Source organism: Kitasatospora sp. NPDC001159 (assembly GCF_053598235.1).
In genome coordinates this window covers 30,938-54,003 of record NZ_JBSFJV010000035.1, presented here as the reverse complement: position 1 = coordinate 54,003, position 23,066 = coordinate 30,938, and the positions used below count along the sequence as shown (strand labels likewise).

Below are 23,066 nucleotides of genomic sequence, written 5' to 3'. Positions count from 1 at the left end.
CGGGCGCCGCTAAGAATGAGTCCGTCATACCTCGCCGCCCGCGCCATCAGCGGGCGGTATCCCTCATGCGGGCCTGGGGGTCTGCCCTGCCGCGATCCCGGCTCCGGCCCGGGCCGCGTAATCCCGGGCCACGGAAGAAGGTGCCCGATGCCCAGTCACGTGCTGCCAGCCGTGCCGACGCTCCACCCGTTGCTTCTGGTGGTCGGCCGCGTCCAGGCCTTCCTGGACTACTTCGCGGGCGTCTTCACGCTGCTGTCGCTGACCGCGGTGGTGGTGTGCGGCCTGGTTGCCACCGACCGGCTGCTGCTGACGCCGCGGCTGCGGGTGGCCGTGCAGTCGGCACATCGGGCGACGGCCGTCGCGGCCCTCGGATTTCTGGGCGTCCACATCGCGGTCAAGGTCGCCGAGCGGCACGCCGGCCCGTGGGCCGTGGCGGTCCCCTTCACCGGCGGCACCGGCGTCGAGGTCGCCCTGGGCACCGTGGCTGCCGACCTGATGGTGCTGGTGGCAGCCACCGGCGCGATACGCGGACGGTTCGCGGGCAGTCGCCACGCCTGGCTGTGGCGGGTTCTGCATTCCACCGCGTACGCCTGCTGGCCGGTAGCCCTGGCCCACGGGCTGACCGCGGGGAGACCGGCACACGCCTGGGTGTGGTGGGGCTACGGGCTGTGTGCGGCGGCGGTGGCCCTCGCGCTGCTGGTACGCACCCTCGCTGCCGTGGGCCGGCGACGGGCGGTCGGCCTGCACCGCCGCGGCGCGCGCGCCCGTCGGCCCGCCACCCTGCGCGCGACCACCCTTGCCGAGGTTGCCGCACGGTCCTCCCGGGCGGACAGCGGTGCCATGCCGCTGGCCCGACCGGGCCTGTCCGCGGCCGGTTCCTCCCTCGTGGGCCGACTGCCGCGCGAGCCCAGGCACGCCGGACCGCCCGCGGCCGGCTTGCTCCGCCTGGCCCGGCCGGGCGGTGGCCGATGAGCCCGGCGCCCGCTCTGCCCGAGGTGCGCTGGCTGGCACCCGCCCGGCTCACGGCCGGCCTGGACCGCAGACGGCGACTTGACCTCGCGGCGCACAGGTCCGTCCACCCGCTGCCGCCGCACCCGTCCCGGGACGACCTGCTCGCGCTGGCCGAGAGCGTGGACCTGCGGGGCCGCGGCGGCGCCGGGTTCCCGTTCGCCCGTAAGGCCCGCGCCACTCTCGCGGCGTCCGACCGCTCCGGCGCGCGCCCCGTCGTCGTGGTCAACGGCGCCGAGGGCGAGCCGCCCAGCGGCAAGGACGCGATGCTGCTCGCCCGTGTTCCGCATCTCGTCCTGGACGGGGCGTGCGCGGCGGCGGCCGCGTTCGGCGCGGAGGAGATCGTGATCGGCGTCGCGGCGGGCGGCCCTGGCGAGGGCTCCGTCGCCGCCGCGCTCGCCGAGCGCGAGAACGACCTGCCGTGCCCAGCCCGCCTGGTGTGCCTGCCCGAGCGGTTCGTCTCCGGCGAGTCCAGTGCGCTGATCCGCGGTGTGAACGGCCTTGCGGTCTCGCCGGGCACGGTGAGGGCTCGCGCTGCCGACGGCGGGCCGGGCGGTGTCCGGCGGCGCCCCACGCTGCTGTCCAACGCCGAGACGTGGGCCCAGCTCGCGCTGGTCGTCCGGCTCGGCGCCGCCGCGTACGCGGCGGTCGGCAGTGTCGCGGAACCCGGTACGGTGCTGCTCACGGTCAACCGACCGGCGGTCGGCCCATTGGTGGTCGAGGTCCCGGCCGGGACGGCAATGGGACCGGTGCTGGACGCCTGCGGCACCCCCGCAGGTGAGGGCGTGCTCGTCGGCGGTTACCACGGGGCGTGGCTGCCCGGGCGGGACGCCGTCGGCGCCCCGCTGTCCCGGGCCGGTCTGGCGGGGCTCGGCGGCACCTTCGGCGCCGGGGCGGTCGTCGCACTTCCCGGGGACACCTGCCCGCTCGGCGAGGTCGCCCGGGTCGCGGCCTGGCTGGCGGGCGAGTCCGCCGGACAGTGCGGACCCTGCCAGCGGGGACTGCCCGACGCCGCCGACGCACTGGCGGCCCTGGCCGCCGGCGCCGCCGGGCCCGCCCTCCTGGCGCAGGTCCGCAGCGCCCTCGGGGCGGCGCAGGGCGGCGGCGCCTGCTCGCACCCGGACGGCACGGCCCGCTTCGTCCTGACCGCGCTCGACGTCTTCGCGGAGGATGTGGCCGCCCACGTCTCGGGGCCCGGGTGCAGGCGGCCGACGCTCGGGGTGCTGCCGCTCCCCCGAGAGAGCGGGCCGCGACTGGAGGTGGACTGGTCCCGGTGCGCGGGGCACGGCCTGTGTGCCATCGTGGCGCCCGGGCTGGTCCGGCTCGGCCCGCACGGCTACCCCGTGTCGACCTCGATGCCCGTCGCGCCATGGCAGCAGCACGCTGCGCGCCAGGCGGTGAGCCAGTGCCCCGCTCTGGCGCTGCGGCTCTCTTGAACGAATGCTGCCGTTGTGTTCGAGCAGGCCCTGCCCCAGTGACCGTGTCGGGCCGGGTGCGGGGAACTCGTCCGCGCGGCGGACTGAGCGCGGCGCGGGTCGCCGTCGACGGGCGCGGGGGCTCGGCGACGGCGACCCGCGCCGGGGCTGGGCGTCAGCTGTCGAAGCCCAGGCCGAAGCGGTCCAGCGTGCGCAGCCACAGGTTGCGCCGCCCGGCGTCGGCGTCGGCCCGGGTGAGGGCCCATTGGGTGATGCCGATGCCGATCGAGCGGACGGGCTCGGGTGGGAAGGGCAGCGGCTTGCGGCGGACCAGTTCCAGGGCGGTGCGCTCGGTGCGGGCGCCGTTCAGGAGGTCGAGCATGACCTCGGCGCCGAAGCGGGTGGCGCCGACGCCCAGGCCGGTGAATCCGGCGGCGTAGGCGACCCGGCCGTCGTGGGAGAGGTCGAAGAAGGCGCTGAACCGGGTACAGGTGTCGATCGCGCCGCCCCAGGCGTGGCTGAACCGCACACCCTCCAACTGGGGGAAGGTCCGGAAGAAGTGCCGGGCGAGGGTGGCGAAGGTCTCCGGACGCTGGTCGCGCTCCGCCCGTACCCGGCTGCGGTACTGGTGGACGACGTCGTAGCCGCCGAACAGGATGCGGTTGTCGGCGGAGAGCCGGACGTAGTGGAAGTGGTTGGCGCTGTCGGCGAAGCCCTGGCGGTTCCGCCAGCCGACGGAGGCGAGCTGTTCCTCCGTCAGCGGCTCGGTCATCAGCGCGTAGTCGTAGACCGGCACGGTGTAGAGGCGGTGGCGGCGCAGCAGGGAGGGGAACGCGTTGGTGGCGAGCGCGACCCGGCGGGCGCCGATCCGGCCGTACGGCGTGCGGACGGTGATGCCGTGCGGGGAGGAGGCCAGGCCGGTTGCCCGGGTGTGCTCGTGGATCCGCACGCCCTGGTCGAGGCAGGCCCGCTTGAGGCCCCAGGCGAGGCGGGCGGGGTTGACCATGGCGACGCCTTCGCGGTCCCAGAGGGCGCCGAGGAAGGTGGGGGAGTCGATCTCGGCGCGGGCGGCCTCGCGGTCGAGGAAGTCGAGGCGGCTTCCGTGGCGGGCGGCGAGGTCGGCGAACTCGTGCAGGCCGTCGACCTGGTAGGGCTCGGTGGCGACGACGAGTGAGCCGGTGCGCTCCCAGTCGCAGTCGATGTCGTAGCGCTTGACGGTGTCCTCCATTGCCTGGAGGTTGACGGCGCCGAGTCGCTCCAGGGTGGCGAGTTCGCCCGGCCAGCGCTGATGCCCGTTGGCGAGGCCGTGGGTGAGGCTGGCCTCGCAGAATCCGCCGTTGCGACCGGAGGCGGCCCAGCCGATCTCCTGTGCCTCGACGAGGACGACGTCGAGCGAGGGGTCGCGCTCCTTGGCGATGAGCGCGGCCCACAGTCCGCTGTAGCCGCCGCCTACGACGAGCAGGTCGCAGCGGAGGTCCCCGACCACCGAGGACGCGGCCGCGGGTCGACCGGGGTCGTCGAGCCAGAACGGCACGGGCTGGGTGTCCTGGAGTGCGTGGACGGGGTCGGCCATGGCGGGTGGCTCTCCTTGGGTGCGTGGAGGGTCGGGCCTCCGGATGCCCCATCCGACCGCAGGCCCGGCATCAACGTCAATGTCGTTGACATAAGCGCCGCCGTCATGGGCGCTGTCTCCTCGCTGCCGCCGGGACGACCACTCCGGTGCTCGCCGCGTCCGCCGACTTCGCGGCGGCGGGTTTCTCGAACCGATCTTGGTGGGGCGAGAATGGGGGCGCGATTCGAGTCGAAAGGAAGCAGATGCCCAGAATCCCGGTGGAGGTCGACACCCCGGACATCATGGTCGATCTGGACGTGCTGGAGCGGAACATCGAGCGCATGGCAGCCGCGCTACGGGCCAAGGGCCTGGGGCTGCGCCCGCACGTGAAGACCCACAAGATGCCGGAGATCGCCGCGCGGCAGCTTGCGGCCGGGGCAGTCGGGCTGACGGTGGCGACCATCGGGGAAGCCGAGGTCTTCGCCGAGCACGGCGCCACTGACTTCTTTATTGCCTATCCGCTCTGGATCGGGCCCCGGCAGGCGGAACGGCTGCGCCGAATCGTCACCAGGGCCAGGATCGCGATCGGGACGGACTCCGTCGAAGCGGCCGAGGCGGCGGGTCGGCATCTCGGGGACGCGGCCGGCGGGATCGATGTCCTGGTAGAGATCGACAGCGGACACCACCGCAGCGGTGTCAGCCCGGCGCAGGCCGTGGAGGTCGCCCGGGCGGCGGCCCGCGCCGGGCTCCGTGTCGGGGGAGTGTTCACCTTCCCGGGCCACGGCTACGCGCCGCAGATGCCCGAGAAGGCGGCCGCGGAGGAGGAGCGGGCGCTCGGGGAGGCCGTCGAACTGCTCGCCGCTGCGGGCTTCGAGGTCACGCGGGTGAGCGGCGGCTCCACGCCCACCGCGGAGTTGACCGGAACCTCGGCGATCACCGAGGCGCGGCCGGGCGTCTACGTGTTCGGCGACGCCCAACAGTTCGAACTCGGCCGGTGCTCCATCGAGGACATCGCGCTGACGGTCGCGGCGACCGTCGTCAGCCGGCACGAAGGGGACGGCGCCACTCCCCGACGGGTGATCCTGGACGCGGGCAGCAAGGTCCTCGGCGGCGACCGACCCGCATGGACGACGGGCTTCGGCCGGCTCATGGACCACCCGGAAGCCCGCATCACGGCGCTGTCCGAGCACCACGCCACCGTGGTCTGGCCCGTCGACAGTGACCTTCCCACGCTCGGCGAGCGGCTGCGCGTGATTCCCAACCACGTATGTGTGGCGGTGAACCTCGTCGACGACGTCGCCGTGGTCAGCGGCGGCAAGCTCGTGGACCGCTGGCGGGTGGCCGCCCGCGGCAGGAACGCCTGACCGAGGCCCCGTCCGCGCTGCGGATCGATCAATCCCACGGGCTCGGACGTCCGGCCCGAAACGAGGGCATTGACCTCACGAGGGCATTGACCTTCGTCGCTCGACCGGCCGGTGCGGCGTGGGGGACTCGCACCGACCGGTCGAGGTTAGGCCGTCGCCACGACGCGGGATCACCCGAGCGTGCGCCTGACTCCTCGCGGTACACCCACGGTGGGCCGCCTGGAGCCGGGACGCCGGAGGCGCGTCACAGTCAGTCGGCGGGGTCGGGGCGGTGGACGGGCCGGCCGCCGACCAGGGGGTGGGTGGGGTTGAGGTCGCCGGGCCCTCGGCCGGGCAGGTGGCTGGGTCGCGCTCCCAGATGGTGAGGTCGGCGAGGCGGCCGGGCGTGAGGGTGCCGCGCAGATGCTCTTCGCCGAGCAGACCGGCGGCGTTTGAGGTGTGCAGGGCGACGGCCTCGTCGTAGCTGACGGGGCCGTGCACGGTGCGGGCGGCCGGATGATCGCCCAGCTGTGGCACCCGGCTCTACCTGTCCGGCGACACCTTGGAGACCCGGCTGGGCAACCTCGGACACGGGATCGACCTCATTCGCGCCCTCGGCCCCCGCTGAAGCAAGGAACCGCCGAGGAGTTCCTGCCCCGGGCAGCGGACGGACGGCTCGCAGGCCCGGCCGGGCCCCCATGCCCGTGCACCGCGTCGGACTGGTCATTCAGGGCTGCGGCGCCGCCCGGACGCCGTGCGCGCCGTGTACGCCTGGTGTGAGGGATGCACCCACGGCGGACGACGGTGCTGATGAACGTGAAGACTTGATCGACGCGCTGCACGATGCCTGGCCGTCCGCGTCCTGACCGGCCCGGTCGGCCAGTGGTGTCAGATGCCGAGGCCGTACAAGCCGGCCGCGTTGGCCGACGAGAACTTCTCACGGTCCGTGTCGGAGGCGAAGTGGCCGAGGAAGGTCGCGATGTCCTCGCGGGTCGGACGATGGAAGGGGTAATCGGTGGAGAACAGCAGGCGGTCCACGGTCGTCACCGACAGCGCATGGTGCAGGAGGGCCGGGTTGAGCATGCCGGAGGCGGTGATGAAGAAGTTCGACCGCAGGTAGTCCGACACCGGTCGTGGCAAGCCGGCGACACGGGAAAGACTGTCGGCCCGGTCCAGCCAGAACAGCAGCATTTCGCCCCAGTGGCCGAGCACGACCTGGAGGTCGGGGTGCCGGTCGAAGGTTCCTCGCAGGATCAGCCGCAGTGCGGCTGTCGCGGTGTCGAGATGCCATCCCCATCCGAAGGTGGCCAGGGCGAGGTCCGTCATGGGGGCGAAGCCGCGGTAGGACGCGTCGCGAAGCGCCGGGGAGGGCAGTTGGGGGTGGAGGAACACCGGCTGGCCGAGCCGTGCTGCGGCGGCGAAGAAGTCGTCGTAGACGGGGTCGTCCAGGAAGAGGTCGCCTGACCGGCCGTAGACCATGGTGCCGACGTGGCCCAGGCCGGCGGCTCGCCGGAGCTCGCCGGTGACCTCGTGCGGCGCCGACATGGGCAGGGTCGACAGCGCCCGGAGCCTTGACGGGTGGCTGGCGACGGCCTCGGCGGCGAGGTCGTTCGCGGCGCGACTGAGCCGGACGGCGTCCTCGGGGGCGAGCGGGTGGGTTCCCGGTGGCGTCAGGGCGATGATCGACACGTCGATCCCTTGAGCGTCCATGGCGGCGAGCCGGCCTGCGCCGAGGTCCTCCAGTCGCTGCCGGTTGTCGCCCATCCCGTTGAAGGCGAGGCTGTCGTCGCGGAGTTCGGGCGGGGCGGCCTGGAGGGCGGACGTCAGGCCCGGCATGATCCAGTGTTCTTCGATGGCGATGAGCGTCATGTCGTCGTCCCGTTCGTCATGGTGAGTGCGCGGGAGTCGATGAGGGTGGGCCGGGTAGGACAGCGCCGCGCACCGCTGCCGCCGTGTCCCCGCAAGCCTCGGCGATGCGCGGCGCGCAGAAGCCCGAAAGCGGCACCTTCTGTAGGGTTACCGCCATGACGCACCGGGAGATCGCTGATTCCGTCACTCTGGAACCGGATGATGTGCGAATCCTTCGAGCCCTTCAGATCGATCCGCGGGTCGGATTCGCGACGGTGGCGACGGTCCTCGGGCTCTCCGAGCTGACCGTCGCCCGCCGCTACCGCCGCATGCGGCGTGCCGGGGCGGTCCGTGTGATCGGGGTGGTCGACCCGGGAGCGCTCGGGCAGAGTCGGTGGATGGTGCGCCTGCGCTGCCGGCCCGGCAGCGTCACGGCCATCGCCGAGGCGCTCGCGCAACGCGACGACATCGGCTGGGTCGCCCTGAGCGCTGCCGGCTCGGAGGTCACCTTCGCCGTGCGCTCGCGATCACAGGAGCAACGTGACGACCTGCTCGGCCGTCGGCTCCCCCGCACCGCCGCCGTGGTCGACCTGCAGGCGTCGGTGATGCTCCGCCAGTTCGTCGGCGGACGCGGGCACTACTGGGCCGCACTCACCGGAACCCTGACCCCCGAGGAGGAGTCCGCCCTCGGGTCCGGTGACAGTCCGTTCACCGAACGGCCGGTCGTGCGGAACCAGCCGTCGCAGCTCAGCGCCCATGACGAGAAACTGCTCGCGGCCCTCGCCGCCGACGGACGGGCCAGCCTCGTCGACCTCGCAGCCGCGGCCGACCTCACCCCGGGCCGAGCGTCACGCCGTCTGCACGCGCTGCGCGCGAGTGGAGTGGTCGACATCGATGTGGAGGTCGCACCGATGGCCCTGGGATACCGAGCCCGGGCGAACCTGTGGATGCGGGTCCACCCGGGCAGGATCAAGGCCGTCGGGCGGGCGATGGCGCAGATGCCCGAGGTGGGATTCGCCGCCGCGGTATCCGGACCGCACAACCTCCATGCCGTCGTACAGTGCCGCGACCTCGACGAACTGTTCGAGTTCACCACCGATCGTGTCGGAAGCCTGTCCGGCGTCGAAGGCATGGAGATCAGCCCGGTCTTCCGCCAGGTCAAACAGGCCGGAACCCGAGTGGACGGTGACCGCCTGACCGACCCGTCGATCGACCGCAGCCGCCGCTGACACCCTCGCGGCGTGCGTGCGGGGAGGCGGGGCCGCGAGGAGGCCGGACCGCCGCAGGCAGCGGGGCGGGCAGCCAGCGAGTCGAGGCCACGGCCGCTGGCGCCTGAAACACCTGCCCGGTCGTCAGCAGCTCCGCCCCGTCCTCCGCCTGGCGAGCTGGCGGAGCCTGGACGACCTGGCCCCGTGAGCGACACGTCGCAAACCGACGGCCCGTCAGCCGTGGCCGGGCCGCTGTCTGGTCAAGAGGGTGGGGCCGAGTGGGGAGGGCAGCCGTCGCCGCTGCCCGCTCGTGGTGCATGATGGCCGTGATCACTTGGGGGGTGTCATGGCGCTGTTCTCGCCGAAGTGCCCGGTCGGGCCGGACGAACGGGTCTGGATAGAGGAGTCCATGGCCTGGCTGACAGCCGAGTTCGGCCGTGACGTGCTGAACCGCGATCCGGTCCTGCCGACCGCCGAGTTCTTCCCGGGGCCGTACGAGGGCTCCGACGAGGACATCCGGAGCGTGATCGCCCAGCTCTGCGGATACCTGGACGTGGCGCCCAACCGCCTGACGATCGAGATCGAGCCGGACGACGGCGAGCAGGCGATGGTGGCCGACCTCAACCTCGCCCACAAGTCCCGCTCCGCAGCCGGGCACTACCGGCGCGAGAACGGGCGCCCGGTGATTGCCATCGACCAGCGCCAAGCCGCCCGTCCGGTCGCCTTGGTCGCCACCATCGCCCACGAGCTGGGCCACGTCCGCCTCCTCGACGAGCAGCGCATCCCCACCGACCGGCGCGACCACGAACCACTCACCGACCTGCTGACGGTCTATTTCGGCCTCGGCATCTTCACCGCCAACTCCGCCTTCAACTTCAGCCAGAGCAATCGGGGCTGGTCGTACTCGCGGCTCGGCTACCTGAGCGAGCGGATGCTCGGCTACGCGCTGGCCTGCTACGCCCACCTGCGTGGCGAGACCAAGCCCACCTGGGCCCGCCATCTGGCTACCAATCCACGGGCCTACCTCAAGCAGGGCCTTCGTTACCTGGGCCAGAACCCGCCGAGCATGTGACGAGTGGGAGTCCGTCGGACAACGTGGTCCAACTCGGCGCCAAACTCCGCCGGAGCGGAGGCGTTCAATCATGCGAATGCCGTATGACCTTTTCTGTTGTCCGTGGGCCCGCCGCGCCTGACGAGGTCTCGCCACGGAGTCGTGGGCGCCGCGGCCCGCCACCGGGGCCGTCCGACGCCACCCCGGGCCCGTCCGCCGTCCCGCACACGGATTTCGCACATTCGGATCCGGAATCACCGGGCGCGCGGCTGCTTTCGGACGCTTGCTCCTGAACCCGTGGGACTGGTGTGCTGTGGCCCTTCCCGCCACACCGTCCGGTTCTTCGTGGTGGAGGGCGAGTCGGCCGCCACCGTCGCCCAGCGGATGAGCATGACCCCGAGCGGGGTGCGCTCCCTCGCGGCCCGCGCCCGCGCGGGGCTGCGCGAGGCGTACCTGAGCGCGCGCCTGGACGAGGGCACCGGGAAGGAGTGCCGGTACTTCACGTCGGTGCTGACCGGGCCGCGCGCCGACCGGGCCGCCGGCGGGGTCGGGAGCTGGCTCGGCACCCTCGGGAGTACCCCGGCTGCGGACGGGTCGCGGAACAGTTCCGCCGCGCCGACTGCCGCATCGGGACGTCGACGCTGGTGCCTCTCCGTCCTGTGGCAGCGCGGTCGTGGTGAGTCCGGCGCCGGCCGGACGGACGATGAAATCAGCGGGGTCGGCGGGCACGTGCGGGAACAGCAGGTGTTGCTCGCCGCCCACCCGCGCCTCGTGTCGGTGGAGAGTCCCGGTGCCGAACGGCTGCTCCTGGTCAGGTGCACCAGAGCAGGAAGCCGGTACAGCTCGGTGTGGTTGCCGGGGCGGTCGGGTGCCGGGTGGTGGAGGGCGGCGGAACGGGACCGGTGTTCGGAGCGGTCGTGCTCGGGGAGGGTTTCGCGGGTGGGTCCGCCGGAAGAGGGGAGGCGGAGGACGCGGGTGGGCCCGAGGCGGACGCTGCGGCTGAGGCGGTGCTGCTGGACGGCTTGGGCCGGGTGGTGGTGGTCGACGGCTGCGGACGGGCCGTGGCTGTGGCCGTGGTGGTGGCCGGTGCCGGTGAGGCCGGGGCGCCGGGGGTGGCCGCGGCGTTCTGCGAGGGTGACTCGGCGCCCGTAGAGGCCGGGGCCACCGCACCGTCCGAGCTGCCGCTGGCCAGCAGGACGGTGGCCAGCCCGCAGACCACCACCCCCGCGGTCGACACGGCCACGACCGTGCCCCGCGGCGGCCGTCCACCCCGCCGCCGAGCCGACCGCTCTGCCGAGCGGCGTGGCGGTGCGGATGCGGTGGATGAGACCTCGCTCGGCTCCGTGGGTCGATGGCGCGCTGCATCCCCGGGCGCGGGCGCGGCGGCCTGGCCGCAGCCGGGGCAGCAGAGTGCGCCGTTGAGGTGACGTTGGCAGGGCGTGCAGTAACTCATGGGATCTTTTCCGTAGGTGCGGCATGACCGGGATCCCGGCGGTGACTGCCACGCCGCCCGTGGGCCGGGCCGGATCGGATCGGATGCGAGCGTACGCAGATGGGGCCGGTTCGCGACACCCGGTCGGCGCGAGACTTCTGCGCGGGTCGGGTGTCGTTCGTGTGACGGCTCGTGATGGCGCGAGGCGAGTGACGAGGGCACAGCGCCCGAGAGGTTCGTGTGCTGCCCGCGCTGTCACGACGCGGAGTCGGCGAACCAGGGCGCGAGCAGCCCCTGCTCCCCGTGCAGATCCTGACTGGTGACGGTGCGGGGTGAAGTGGATGACGCGGTCCGCGCCGCTCAGCTCGGCGGTCCTCGGCAATGCCCGGACGCACTCCGTGCCGGTCGCCGAGCAGGTGCCGCTCGTGGCAGGTTCGAGGTCGGTTCCGGCGAACCTGTCCGGGCGCGGGGGCGGCCGGGGAACCGGGCCGGGCGGGCGGGCGTTGCTGGCTGAGGACACCCAGGCGCGGCGGTTGGTAGGCGCGCTGGGTGGCCGGTCCGAACAGGGAAAGGAATGGCACATGCACGTCACCCTCGCCGAGGAGCTGATGCTGCTCTCGCTGGACGACGACTCCGGTGTGGCGAAGGACAGTTCGAGCGCCGGGTGGGCGGTGTCGGGAGGCCTCCTCGCCGACCTCGCGCTGGCCGGCCGGGTTGCGCTCGACGAAGGCCGGCTCAGCGTCACCGACCGTACCCCGACCGGCGACCCGCTGCTCGACGAGCGACTGGAGCGGCTTGCCGAGTGGGTCGGGCGCAAGGCTCTCGGCAAGGCGAAGGCGGCGGACTGGCTGACCAAGGACCACCCCACGGCGGTCCGTGCCACGGTGCGGCGGCTGTGCGAGCGCGGCCTGGTGGTCGAGGAGCGCCACCGGCTCCTCGGTCTCTTCCCGGTCCGACGCTATCCGGAGGCGGACGGCTCCGTCGAGCGTGAACTGCGCGGGCGGCTGGCTGCCGTGATCCGGCATCACGAGGCGCCCGACGTCCGCACCGCGACCCTGATAGCCCTCCTGCACGCCGCCCGGCTGCACGGGCTGGCCTTCCCCGACCTCCCCCGTGCGCGGGTCGAGCTGCGCTTCGCGGAGATCGCCGCGGGCGACTGGGCGGGCGAGTCCGTCGGTCAGGCGATCCGGAACATGCGCGTCGCCGTCGCGGCCATCACCGCGGTGACCGTCGCCGCGGCCGCCACGGCCGCCACGGCGGCCGCCAGCTGACGGGCGACAGCCCCGGGCCTGCCTCAGGGCGGGCGGGCCCGGCCGGCTCAGCGGGTGGTGCAGCCCGCGATCGCGAAGAGGGCCCGGCCGGTTCCGCGGGCCTTGCCGTCGAGAGCAGGATCCCTCCGCCGACGTCACACACCGCTGCTGACGCGTGGCGCTCGCACCTTGGGGCGACCGAGGAGCGCGGCCGGGTGACTGATCGGGGTCGTGCGCCGGGGCGGGCGCTGCGTACGACGGGCGTCAGGTCCTCGGTTGCGGCGGATGGGGCCGGGACCGATCCCGGTCTCCGACCTTGCCCTCGCCTGCGGTGTGAACCCGACCGTGACGCTCGACCGAACCGCACCCTTTGCGATTGGTCCAGACCTATTGACGGGCCTTGTCACCCCTCCTGCGATCCGGTCCGGCGCGGCCTCACATGTCCCCACCTCACCCAGAGCCGGGCGTCACGCCGCTACGCGCCGGTCATGTCCATGGCGCTCGGCGGGAAGGGAGCGCAGCATGTTCCGCTGGAGGTCCCGCACCCACGTCCGTCGAGCGATTTCCACCCCCGCCCGGATCCTGGCCGCCTCGAAGGCGGCCAGGTCGGGAGGGGGCAGTTCCGAGCTCCACGCCGGTACCGTGCAGGGCTTCACCGCGCAGGCCACCTGCCTGGACAACGGTCGGACCATCCAGGGCGCCACCGTCAAGGTGCCCTGCGACAAGCAGGTGCCCGGCCTGCCGGCCCGACCCGGCGCGGGCGGCGGCTACATGGAGCCGAGCCTGGTCGGCCAGTCGTGGAACGCCTTCGGCGGTTCGCTGAAGGGACTCATGACGTGGTCGGTCAACTGGGACGGCTCAAAGGGCTGGACGTTCTGTGGCAACGTCAGGTCGCTCCAAGGCCGTTGATCTCCCAGGTGGCGACTCGAGGGGGCGTCGTGGAACACCCGCGACTCGCCGGGACCCCCGGGTTGGGTGGGCGGATTCCTGCCGGGCCGCCAGGTGTCCGGTGCCGCGCGGTAGCGTTACGTGGATATGGCATGTACGCTGCGTGTCGCTGGTGGAACAGAGGCGGGCCTGGCCGTCACTCCGTGGGGGGAGTCACGCCCAGGCCCGGTCGCCGGCCAAGGGCCCGGTTGTGCTCGTGGGGGAGCTTCAGCCGGGCCCGTCGGTGGGCTATCGATGGTATGCCCGGACGAATGCTGTTTCAGTCATGACAATTGGCTGGCGTCGGCCTGTCCGCACTGCGGCTCGGGCGACCCGTGTCGAGGAGAGCTCAAGCGGCCCTGGTCCACACGCCGGTGACGGTGGTGGATCAGGGCCGGCCGGACGTCGGCCCACGCGGAACTCACCCGGCCCGTTCGCCGAAGCTGGTCGGTTGGGCCTGGACGCCGTTCGTGTAAGCACGCGCGATGCGGCGAATGAATGACGTGCTCCGAGCGCTCTCATGGCGAACTCCAAGTCGTCCGCATCGACATCTGTGTCGACAGCCACGTGAGTCGTGCGGGCACGTTCAGCCCGGTCTCGAAGCCCCGGTGAGCCAGGGGCGCCCCCTCTTCCTGCCCTGAACGGGTCGCGCGCGAATTCTGGTTCAGTCTCGGAAGTCAGCCACAACGCGGCGCTGACGGCGAGTTGGGAAAGCTGCCCCTGGAACTGCTGGGACGCGAGTGCGGCAATGAGGCCGTTGGGGCATGGCCCCATCACGGAGTGGCTCCTGAACATCCGGCGCCGGAGTCCATCCCATCGCCCCCGCCGGGGTGAGGACGGGCCCCGGAGCAGCCCCCTGGCCGCAGGCCTCTCCGCGAGGCCTCCTAACATCATTTCGCATCCATCGACGGACGCTGCCGCCGCCCGGCCGTGTGCCCGCCGTCCAACAGCCAGCCAAGACGACCCAACGGCTCCGCCGCACGGCGATGGAGCCGTGCATCGAGGAGGAACGTCCATGCGAGCCCGGAAGATCGGCGCTGCCGCCGCAACAGCGGTGGCGCTTCTGGCTGCCCGCGACCTCATGCAGAAGAGGCACGCACTGCTCCGGAACTTCCCGGTGATCGGGCACGCCCGGTACCTGTTGGAGACGATCGGGCCGGAGCTGCGGCAGTACATCGTGACCTCCAACGAGGAGGAGCGCCCGTTCAGTCGTGACCAGCGCACGTGGATCTACGCGTCGGCGAAGGAGGAGAACAACTACTTCGGTTTCGGCACCGAAGTCGACGTCGAGCACGTACAGGGGCACGCCTACCTGAAGCAGCGCACGTTCGCCGGCGCGCTGCCCGACGCGCACGACCCGCTCGCTCCACTGCCCTCGGCCAAGGTGCTGGGCGGGCCGCGCGGGCGTGCGAAGGCGTTCCGGCCGACGAGCGCGGTGAACATCTCGGCGATGAGCTTCGGATCGCTCTCCGGCGCGGCCATCACGGCGCTCAACAAGGGGGCGGCGCTGGCAGGCGCGATGCACAACACGGGCGAGGGTGGCCTCTCGCCGTACCACCGCAACGGCGGTGACCTCGTCCTTCAGCTCGGCACGGCGTACTTCGGCTGCCGCAACGAGGACGGCAGCTTCAACCTGGACAAGCTCAAGGACGTGGTCGCCGGCGCCCCGGTCAAGGCGATAGAGATCAAGCTCTCCCAGGGCGCCAAGCCGGGGTTGGGCGGGATGCTGCCGGGCGCGAAGGTGACGCCGGAGATCGCCGGGATCCGCGGCATCCCGGTCGGCAAGGACTGCGCCTCCCCGTCGCGGCACACCGCGTTCAGCGACGTCGACTCGATGCTCGACTTCGTCGAGTTGCTCGCCACCGAGACCGGTGTGCCGGTCGGGGTCAAGAGCGCGGTGGGGGAGATGGGCTTCTGGCAGGAGCTGGCCGCGCTGATGGCGCGTGGTGACCGTGGGGTCGACTTCGTGACCGTCGACGGTGGCGAGGGCGGGACCGGGGCGGCGCCGCGGATCTTCGCCGACTCGGTGTCGCTGCCGTTCCGGATGGGCTTCTCCCGGGTCTACGGCACCTTCGCGGAGCTGGGTCTGACGGACGACCTGACCTTCATCGGCTCCGGCAAGCTCGGCCTGCCCGAGAACGCCGCGGTCGCCTTCGCCCTGGGCGCCGACATGATCAACGTGGCCCGTGAGGCGATGCTGTCGATCGGCTGCATCCAGGCCCAGAAGTGCCACACCGACAAGTGCCCCACCGGCATCGCGACCCAGAACCCGTGGCTGGCCCGCGGCCTCGACCCGGCTTCGAAGGCCGACCGGGCCGCTGCCTACCTGCGCACCCTGCGCAAGGAGTTGATGAAGGTCTCGGCGGCCGTCGGCGTCGCCCACCCGGCGCTCATCACCGCCAACGACATCGAGATCATGAACGGCGACTACGAAGCCCGAACCCTGGCCGGCGTCTACGGCTACAAGGACGGCTGGGGCGAGCTCGGCCCGCACCTCGCCGACGAGATCACGGCCCTTCTCGCCACCGAGCCGACAGCATGACCCAGAACCTGTCTTCGGACTCCCGCTGCCGGGAGTCCGAAGACAGGTCTCAGGGGCGCGGCCCGGTGTAGCTGCCGCGGGCCCGCATCCGCAGCGGCTCCTCGCGATACTCCTCCACCGCGTGGGCCAGCCAGCCCGGAGTGCGGGCCACCGCGAAGACCACCTCGCCGGCCTCCGCCGGCAGCCCGGTGGCCAGCGCCATGGCGGCCAGTGCCAGGTCGATGTTGGCCCGTAGCGCCGGTCGCCCGGCCGGGCCCGCCGCCGCCTCCACCTCGGCGACCGCCGCCACCACGGCCGCACCGCCGTCGAGCCGGCCCACCGCGTCGAGCAGCGCCACTGCCCGGGGGTCGCCCTCCGGGTAGAGCCGGTGGCCGAGCCCCGGGATCGGTCGGCCGGTGCGCAGGTAGTCGGAGACCACCGGCACGGCGCCGTCGGCCAGCACCTCGCCGAGCATCCGGTGCGCCAGCGGGCTGGCCGCGCCGTGCAGCGGGCCGTCGGTGGCGCCGAGCCCGGCGGAGACCACCGCGTACGGATGGGCCCGCGCTGAGGCCGCCACCCGGGCCGCCACCGTGGAGACCGCCAGCTCGTGGTCGATGAGCAGCACCAGGGCGCGGTCCAGGCAGGCCAGTGCCTCGGGCGTGGGCGCGGCGGTGGCCAGCCGGCTCCACAGCCGCGCCGCCAGCGAGGCGTCGGGCCCGGGGTCGGGCGCGGTGCGCGGCAGCGCCTCCACCATCCCGGCGATCAGTGCCGCCCCGGCCGCCTGCACGGTCTGCTCGCGCAGGTCGAAGCGGAGCGGGTCGAGCGCCGCGGCGACGGTGGCCGAGATCCGCAGCCGGTCGGGCAGCCGGATCCCGTCGGGCAGCGCGGCGGCGGCCCGGGCCAGCGCCTCGGTGGTGGCGGGCGGCACCCGCAGCGTCACCGGGGCGTCGGTGCCCAGCCCCCAGAGCCAGCCGATCGCGGCCTCGAACCCGTGCCGGGCGGCGAGCTCGACGGCGTCCCTGCCGCGGTAGTAGAGCCGGCCGTTCTCGATCAGGGTCAGCCCCGTCCGCACCGTGACGGGTTCGCCCGCGGCCGCCGGGCGCACCGCGGTGCGGCGGCCGCGGGCGGCCAGCTCGGCCACCTCGCGGGCGTCGAAGGTGCTGCCCTTGCCGCCCGGCGCCCGCTCGCTGCTGAGCTGGCCGCGGCTGGCATAGGCGTACACCGTCTCCACCTTGATCCCGAGCTGCTCGGCGACCTGCTGGGTGGTCAAGCGTTCGGCCATGGTCTGCCCTCGTCCTCGTACCGCGTCTCGATGATGATCCATAGTATTCCATATTGATTTCAATCAACGTTGACAATGTGGATCAATGATCGGAGAGTACAGAACGTCACCCGAAGCACCCATCAGGAGGGCTGCCGACATGCCGAGCACCACCGAAATCGACGTCCCGCGCGGTCTCAAGGGCGTCGTGGTCACCGAGACCGAACTCAGTGACGTCCGCGGGCTGGAGGGCTTCTACCACTACCGCCAGTACTCGGCGATCGAGCTCGCCGAGCAGCGCACCCTGGAGGACGTCTGGCAGCTGATGCTGCTCGGCGAGCTGCCCGGGGCGTCCGGCCGCGCCGCCTTCCTGGCCCGCACCGCGCCGCTGCGCCGACTGCCCGACGCGCTGCGCCCGCTGCTGCCCGCGCTGGCGGCGAGCACCGCGCACGGCGGCCCGCTCACCGCCCTGGGCGCCGCGCTCTCGATCGCCGCCGCCGACCGCGGCATCCGGCCGCTCTACGACACCGCGCCCGACCGGCGGGTCGAGGACGCGCTGTTCGCCACCGCGCTGGTGCCCACCATCCTGACCGCGCTGCACCGGCTGCAGCGGGGCGGGCAGCCGGTGGAGCCGCGCGACGACCTCGGCTACGCGGCCAACTACCTCTACATGCTGACCGGCGAGGAGCCCGAGCCGGCCAAGGCCAGGGCGATCGAGCAGTACCTGATCTCCACGGTGGACCACGGCTTCAACGCCTCCACCTTCACCGCCCGGGTGATCGCCTCCACCGGGGCCGACCTGGTGGCCTGTCTGGTCGGTGGGCTGGGCGCGCTCTCCGGGCCGCTGCACGGTGGCGCGCCGAGCCGGGCGCTGGACACCCTGGACGCGATCGGCACCCCGGAGCGGATCGACGGCTGGATCCGCGAGCACGTGCTGGCCGGCGACCGGATCATGGGCTTCGGCCACGCCGTCTACCGCACCGAGGACCCGCGCTCCCGGATGCTGCGCGGGGTCGCCGAGTCCTTCGGCGGCGAGCTGGTCGACCTCGCCGTCCAGGTGGAGGCCCGGGTCGAGGCGATCCTGGCCGAGCTGAAGCCGGGCCGCGAACTCCACACCAACGTGGAGTTCTACGCCGGTGTGGTGATGCACCTGTGCGGTCTGCCCAAGGAGATGTTCACCCCCACCTTCGCCGCGGCCCGCGCGATCGGCTGGAGCGCCAACATCCTGGAGCAGGCCGCCGACCCCAAGATCATCCGGCCGTCCGCCCGCTACACCGGACCGATGGCCCCGCAGCCGCTGCCGACGGCCTGAACATCGGGCCCCGGGTCAGCTCACGGACACCTCGGTGGCCGTCATCGGGCGGGCCTAGGCCCACAGCACGGCCGTCACCTCGGCCTCCAGCGCACCGTGCTCGCGCCGCTGCTCGCCCACGTCCCCTCCGTCCCCACCGCCGACCCCGCATCGCCCGGCGGTGGCGGGGCTCTACCCGCCCGGGGCACGACCTAACGCGGTGGGGAAACTGCCGGGTGCGCCGGATGGTCTGCGAAACGCGGCGTCCTGCGGCTCCGTGCTCAGGAGCCGCAGGACGCCGCGTAGTGCCATTTCCGTGGACCCGGGACGAGGTCAGCCGCCGCTCACCAGATCGCGGGCACCGGTCGTGCCAGCCGTCCCTGAGGGCCGACCGGAACGGCTCAGCGCCGCAGGTGCTGGACGGTGCGCGGGCCGGTGGCGTGGGCGGTCTGCGCGACCGGCGAACCGGCGGCGGGGTTGCGCAGGGTGCTGGGCTGGAAGCGACCGCTGTACACGTCGGTGGAGTTCAACGGGTCGGCGTTGGCGGTCACCATCACCGGGCGGATCTGGTGGCCGTCGTTGATCAGCGCCTGGTAGTCGCCGAGGAAGCGGCCCCCGGCGTAGGGCGCCTGGAGCCAGTCGAAGACCGGCGAGATCTGCCGCTCGACCGGGCTGCTCTCGCCGCCGCGCGGGAAGCTGAGCAGCCAGGCGGCGGTGGGCAGGGTGGTGGTGTTGCCCGGGGTGAGGTAGCGCAGGTCGTAGTAGCTGACGGCGACCGTGCCGTTGGCGGTCACGGTGATGGACGGGGTGAACGCCGGAGCGCCCGGGGCCTGGTTGAGCCGGGCCGGGCCGCTCCAGGTCCGGCCGCCGTCCGTGGAGTGCACCAGTTGGATCGCGTCGTACTGGCCACCGGTGAACTCCGAGCCCTCGTAGGCGAGATAGAGCTCGCCCGTCTGCGGGTCGATGGCCACGCTGGGCAGGCCGGCGCCGGCCCGGAGGGACTTGGTGGCGTCGGTGGGCGCGTTCGGGTCGACCTCGGCGACGGAGGTGTCGGCGGCGACCCGGACCGGCTGGCTCCAGGTGCGGCCCTGGTCTGTGGAGCTGACCATGCCGAAGTGCACGTCGCTGACCGTGCTGGCGGTCGCGTCGGTGAAGGTGATCGAGTCGAAGAAGTCGTAGAGCGTGTCGGTCCGGGGATCGACGACGATCTGGTTGCCGATGGTCTGGGTGTTCGGCGTGGTGCTGGTGATCACGAAGGGCTTCGCCTGGGACCAGGTGCGGCCGTGGTCGCGGGTGATGGAGATGTAGCCCGGTCCGTCGAAGACCGGCGTGGGGTTGGTGGCTTGGTCGATCCGGTCCCAGACCTGGTAGGCGACGCCCGGGTGCACCGGGTCGGCGGTGACCGCGTTCTTGTCATCGGTGATCGTCGGGTCGTTGTCGCTGATCAGCTCGGTGACGTGCTGCCAGCTGCGCCCGCCGTCGGTCGAGGTGGCGGCGGCCACCGCGCTGCGCGCCGTGGTGGCGTCGAAGATCAGGGCACTGGCGTAGGCGGTGCCGTCCGGACCGAAGCTCACCCAGCCGTCGGAGGCCCGCTGGTAGGGCAGTCCGCCCGGCGCGCAGTGGGTGAACGGCAGAGCGGTCTGGGTGAAGTGGGCGCCGTCCGTGCTGTAGCTCGAACTCAGGCCCCGGGCACCGCCGTTGGACCAGCGGTCCTGCTGGTAGATGGTGATCGTGTTGGCCGGGTCACGGGGATTGGCGGCGGCGTACGGTTCGTCCTCCGCGGACGGGTGGTTGGTGCCGTCGCCGTCCGCGCTGATGTCGCAGGCGGCGTACGGATCGCCGGGCGAGATCAGGGCGAGCGGCGTACCGCCCGTACTCGCGCCGGCCGGGGTGCCGCCCGCGACGACGGCGAGGACGAGTACTGCGGTCGCGGTGGCGAGCGGCGCTCTGGCGCGGAACTGCATGGAGACCCCCATGGTCGTCGGCGGATCGTGCCTGGTGTCCTGGGTGGTGCCGCGATGCTGCGATGTTCCTGCCCGAACGGAAGTTGATGTTCGGTCAGCCGAAGGAGTCTATACAGCCACGGGGGCCGCGCCAACGATCTGGACAGGTCGGATTCAGGGGGTGCCGCGGGGTTCGACACGCGGTTCGCCGCGCGGGGCCGCCGAGCCGGAAGGCATGCCAGAGAAGCCTCCTTGCACGGGCGTCGGGCGCGGCGGATCAGGGTTCCCGGGCAGTGCGGCGGGACAGCTGACGGTTACGGCGTGACGGCCGCCCGACAGGGCCACGGGCCCGAAGGGGCGGCTGTCCGCACAGCTCGGCCTCGCCCCGGTGGCTCACCAGGCGCTCCGGCTTCCGATGTTCTACTACCGGACGGCGGAAGGCCGCTACCGGCTCACCCCGGACCGGCCCTTCGCCGTCCTGCTGACCAGCGGCTTCGACGACGGCTCGGCGCCGACCCCCGCCAGCTTCGAACTGCGCAGCGCCGAAGGCTCATTGGCTCCCGGACGAGGCGGCGAGCGCGCGGCGCTCCCGCAGCCAACCCTCGCTCAGCTGCGTCCATACTCTCTGGTACTCATCGAAGAGGGGCCGGATCCGGTCGTGGGTGAGATCGGCGGCGGGCGTCGAGGCGATGAGGTACTCGAGGTCATCGGCGAGACGCTGGAACCGGTACTGGGTCTCCTCCATCAACACCCAGCGCGACCGCCAGTTGAAGAACGACTCGACGGCCCCCAGCAGGGTGACCACTGCCACCAGGGCGAAGGCCAGGCCGGCCCAGAAGTTCAGGCTCTGCAAACCGAGGATGATCGTTGAGGCGGCGGACAGCGAGAGCGTCAGCATCTTCAACGCCGAGGAGGCCAGCCGGAAACGCTTCTTCCTCCCTCGGGCGTACTCGTTGCCCTGCCGGATCTTCTCCAGGAGGTGACCGGCGGTCTCCAACGGAGCCAGCCCCACCCCCACAGGCCTGCTAGATGCCATTCCGCCCCCATCGCTTCCAGTGTCCGACGCCCCCGGCGACTACGGACCGTAGGTTCTCACACCGCAGGACCGTGCGGTCAACGGCGGCCCCTGCTTGCCGTGGGCCATCGACGCCCAGCTGCAGCGCGACGCCGATCTGAGCATGGTGGAGTACACGGCCCTGGCGCATCCCCGGCACGGTGGTCGATGTGGCGGCGGGGGCGGACATGGTGACGGTGAAGGTGTCCGTCGAAGGCGGTGAGCCGACCGCGGCCATCTCCAAGGACACCGCGACGGAGCTCTGCCTGGAGGCCGGCTCGTCGGTCGTCGCGCTCATCAAGTCCACCGAGGTCTCGCTCGCCACGGCGTGACCCACCCCGATGCGGGCGGCCGACGTAGACGGACATTGCCGGGCCTCCTTCCCGAGCTCGTGTGTACCCGGACGACAGGCATCGCCGGGCTGAGTACGGAAGGGGGCCCGGCCCTCATAGGTCAGGTTGGGCCGGTCGTCGGGGGAGCGTGGCGGGCCGCCGGTTGTTCGGCGTTTTGTTCAATGACCGAGGGCCGAACCAGAACAATCCCGGTGCGCTACACCGGTAGCGCACGCCACACCCGTGTCGTGCGTCGGACCAGGGCCGCAACAGCGCCGAACGCCGGGAGAGTCACCAGATGACGACGCTCTGCATCGCGAACAACCGCACCGAGGAGATGGTCGGGGACCTCACCGGGATGACGCCGCTGGAGCAGCGGTTCGCCGGGTGCGGGGCACAGCGGATGCTGTGGTGGGCCGAGGACGGTGACGTCCTGGTGCTGCCCTGGGGCCCTGACCCGGAGTACCTGGCGTACGTCACCGGGCTCACCGGCGTGCGGGCCGACGGCCTGACCTTCGTGGTCCCGCCGCCGGGCGAGCAGGGCGACCAGATGCTCACCACCGATCGCCTGGTCGACCCGGGCTTCCGCGCGGAGTTGCGTCGCGCCCTGGACGGTCGCACCGTCGACGAGGTGCTGGCCATCTCGCCGAACGGCGCGGTGGCCGAGCTGGCGGCCGCGCTCGGCCTGGCACACGCCATGCCCGGCCAACCCTTCGCCGCGCAGGGCGGCAACGCCCTGGTCAACAGCAAGGCGGGGTTCCGGGCGCTGGCCGCCGGCGCCGGGGTGCCGATCCCGCCCGGGACGGTGGCCGCCTCGCCCGCGGAGGTCGAGGCCGCCATCGAGCACCTGCTGGTGCAGGGGCACAGCGTGATGGTGAAGGTGGAGTACCAGGCGGGCGGCTTCGGCAACGAGATCCTCGCCCGGGAGGAGCAGGTGGACGCGGCCGGCGCCGAGCGGGTGGTGCCGCTGCCGGACCGGGCGTCGGTGGCCGCGTACGTGGTCGGGCGGTGGACCTGGCTGACCGGCGGGCGCGGCCAACGGGTGGTGGTGGAGCGGTACTTCGCCGACTCCGCGCCGCTGTACGCACAGTTCATCATCGACGACGCCGCCGTGGTGCTCTCCGGTTGCGGCGAGATGGTCATGCGGCCGGTGGTGATCGGGGAGATCACCCCGCCGGTCACCCCGGACTCCGACGTCCGGGCCGAACTCGTCGACCAGGCCGCCCGGTTGTGCGAGTCGCTGCGGGTGATCGGCTACCGGGGCACGGTCAGCGCGGACGCCGTGCTGACCCCCAAGGGCGAGATCTACTTCCACGAGACCAACGGCCGGCTCACCGGCTCCAGCCACCTCCACGACGCCTACTTCGGCCGCCTGCTGCGCGAGGAGCACCGCGACTCGCGCTACATCCTGGAGCTCGCCGGCCTCAAGGTGCCGTCCTTCGCGGGGGCCGTGGCGGCGATCGACGCGGCCGGCCTGGCCTTCGACCCGGAGACCGGCACCGGTGTGGTGTACAGCTGCGACTTCGCGCCCGCCGACGGTTCGGTGATGTACTGCGTGATCGCCGAGAGCCCGGAGGCCATCCGTGCCCTGGAGGCCGGGCTGCTCGCGCTCTTCGCCGGATGAGACTCC

General features: G+C 72.6%; 17 protein-coding genes and 1 pseudogene. 12 read left to right on the top strand and 6 right to left on the bottom strand.

From position 1 onward, the window contains the following. The first annotated feature begins 147 nt into the window (after nt 1-147). Nucleotides 148-972: a hypothetical protein gene (locus ACWC9T_RS19800; RefSeq protein ID WP_449822335.1), complete on the top strand. Its 825-nt coding sequence runs from the start codon at nt 148-150 to the stop codon at nt 970-972. Next, on the top strand, nt 969-2,444 hold the full coding sequence (locus ACWC9T_RS19795) for an NADH-ubiquinone oxidoreductase-F iron-sulfur binding region domain-containing protein (protein WP_449822334.1): 1,476 nt from the start codon (nt 969-971) through the stop codon (nt 2,442-2,444). Before ACWC9T_RS19800 ends, ACWC9T_RS19795 begins: the two co-directional genes overlap by 4 nt. 154 nt (nt 2,445-2,598) lie before the next feature. Here the strand turns inward: ACWC9T_RS19795 and ACWC9T_RS19790 are convergent, their stop codons facing one another. Next, a complete protein-coding gene (locus tag ACWC9T_RS19790; protein WP_449822333.1) occupies nt 2,599-3,996 on the bottom strand; it encodes an NAD(P)/FAD-dependent oxidoreductase in 1,398 nt (465 codons plus the stop codon). A gap of 242 nt (nt 3,997-4,238) precedes the next feature. Between ACWC9T_RS19790 and ACWC9T_RS19785 the strand changes: the two genes are divergently transcribed. Then, nucleotides 4,239-5,339, top strand: a complete 1,101-nt coding sequence (locus ACWC9T_RS19785; RefSeq protein ID WP_449822332.1) for an alanine racemase — start codon at nt 4,239-4,241, stop codon at nt 5,337-5,339. 75 nt (nt 5,340-5,414) lie between these two features. Here the strand turns inward: ACWC9T_RS19785 and ACWC9T_RS19780 are convergent, their stop codons facing one another. Further along, nucleotides 5,415-5,819, bottom strand: coding sequence for an amidohydrolase family protein (locus tag ACWC9T_RS19780; protein WP_449822363.1), 405 nt, complete (start codon nt 5,817-5,819; stop codon nt 5,415-5,417). Between the two features lie 387 nt (nt 5,820-6,206). Next, complete coding sequence (locus ACWC9T_RS19775) at nt 6,207-7,187, bottom strand: amidohydrolase family protein (RefSeq protein WP_449822331.1); 981 nt, start codon at nt 7,185-7,187, stop codon at nt 6,207-6,209. Between the two features lie 104 nt (nt 7,188-7,291). Between ACWC9T_RS19775 and ACWC9T_RS19770 the strand changes: the two genes are divergently transcribed. The 6 genes and pseudogenes from ACWC9T_RS19770 (at nt 7,292) to ACWC9T_RS19745 (ending at nt 15,576) form a co-directional block, all read left to right on the top strand. Then, nucleotides 7,292-8,395, top strand: coding sequence for an Lrp/AsnC family transcriptional regulator (locus tag ACWC9T_RS19770; RefSeq protein ID WP_449822330.1), 1,104 nt, complete (start codon nt 7,292-7,294; stop codon nt 8,393-8,395). Nucleotides 8,396-8,783: 388 nt separating this feature from the next. Continuing rightward, a complete protein-coding gene (locus tag ACWC9T_RS19765; RefSeq protein ID WP_449822329.1) occupies nt 8,784-9,446 on the top strand; it encodes a hypothetical protein in 663 nt (220 codons plus the stop codon). Nucleotides 9,447-10,327: 881 nt separating this feature from the next. After that, nucleotides 10,328-10,852, top strand: coding sequence for a hypothetical protein (locus ACWC9T_RS19760; protein ID WP_449822328.1), 525 nt, complete (start codon nt 10,328-10,330; stop codon nt 10,850-10,852). A gap of 586 nt (nt 10,853-11,438) precedes the next feature. Beyond that, entirely contained in the window at nt 11,439-12,128 is a 690-nt protein-coding gene (locus ACWC9T_RS19755; RefSeq protein WP_449822327.1) for a GOLPH3/VPS74 family protein, read from the top strand. A 609-nt stretch (nt 12,129-12,737) separates the two neighbouring features. Further along, nucleotides 12,738-13,016, top strand: a pseudogene (locus tag ACWC9T_RS19750) (carbohydrate-binding protein CenC); the annotation flags it as partial. A gap of 1,033 nt (nt 13,017-14,049) precedes the next feature. Further along, complete coding sequence (locus ACWC9T_RS19745; protein ID WP_449822326.1) at nt 14,050-15,576, top strand: FMN-binding glutamate synthase family protein; 1,527 nt, start codon at nt 14,050-14,052, stop codon at nt 15,574-15,576. A gap of 49 nt (nt 15,577-15,625) precedes the next feature. Here ACWC9T_RS19745 and ACWC9T_RS19740 read toward each other — a convergent pair whose 3' ends face one another. Beyond that, on the bottom strand, nt 15,626-16,837 hold the full coding sequence (locus tag ACWC9T_RS19740; protein ID WP_449822325.1) for a citrate synthase: 1,212 nt from the start codon (nt 16,835-16,837) through the stop codon (nt 15,626-15,628). A 139-nt stretch (nt 16,838-16,976) separates the two neighbouring features. Between ACWC9T_RS19740 and ACWC9T_RS19735 the strand changes: the two genes are divergently transcribed. Then, nucleotides 16,977-18,128 carry a citrate synthase/methylcitrate synthase gene (locus ACWC9T_RS19735; RefSeq protein WP_449822324.1) on the top strand — a complete coding sequence of 384 codons (1,152 nt, stop codon included), beginning with the start codon at nt 16,977-16,979 and terminating at the stop codon, nt 18,126-18,128. 380 nt (nt 18,129-18,508) lie between these two features. Here ACWC9T_RS19735 and ACWC9T_RS19730 read toward each other — a convergent pair whose 3' ends face one another. Then, nucleotides 18,509-20,083 carry a sialidase family protein gene (locus ACWC9T_RS19730; RefSeq protein ID WP_449822323.1) on the bottom strand — a complete coding sequence of 525 codons (1,575 nt, stop codon included), beginning with the start codon at nt 20,081-20,083 and terminating at the stop codon, nt 18,509-18,511. A gap of 517 nt (nt 20,084-20,600) precedes the next feature. Further along, complete coding sequence (locus ACWC9T_RS19725; RefSeq protein ID WP_449822322.1) at nt 20,601-21,047, bottom strand: DUF4231 domain-containing protein; 447 nt, start codon at nt 21,045-21,047, stop codon at nt 20,601-20,603. 206 nt (nt 21,048-21,253) lie between these two features. Between ACWC9T_RS19725 and ACWC9T_RS19720 the strand changes: the two genes are divergently transcribed. Together ACWC9T_RS19720 and ACWC9T_RS19715 are read left to right on the top strand one after the other, a co-directional pair. Next, the gene (locus tag ACWC9T_RS19720) at nt 21,254-21,436 is read left to right on the top strand and encodes a TOBE domain-containing protein (RefSeq protein WP_449822362.1); all 183 of its coding nucleotides are present in this window, start codon (nt 21,254-21,256) and stop codon (nt 21,434-21,436) included. Nucleotides 21,437-21,734: 298 nt separating this feature from the next. Then, nucleotides 21,735-23,060 carry a preATP grasp domain-containing protein gene (locus ACWC9T_RS19715; RefSeq protein WP_449822321.1) on the top strand — a complete coding sequence of 442 codons (1,326 nt, stop codon included), beginning with the start codon at nt 21,735-21,737 and terminating at the stop codon, nt 23,058-23,060. Nucleotides 23,061-23,066 lie beyond the last annotated feature (6 nt).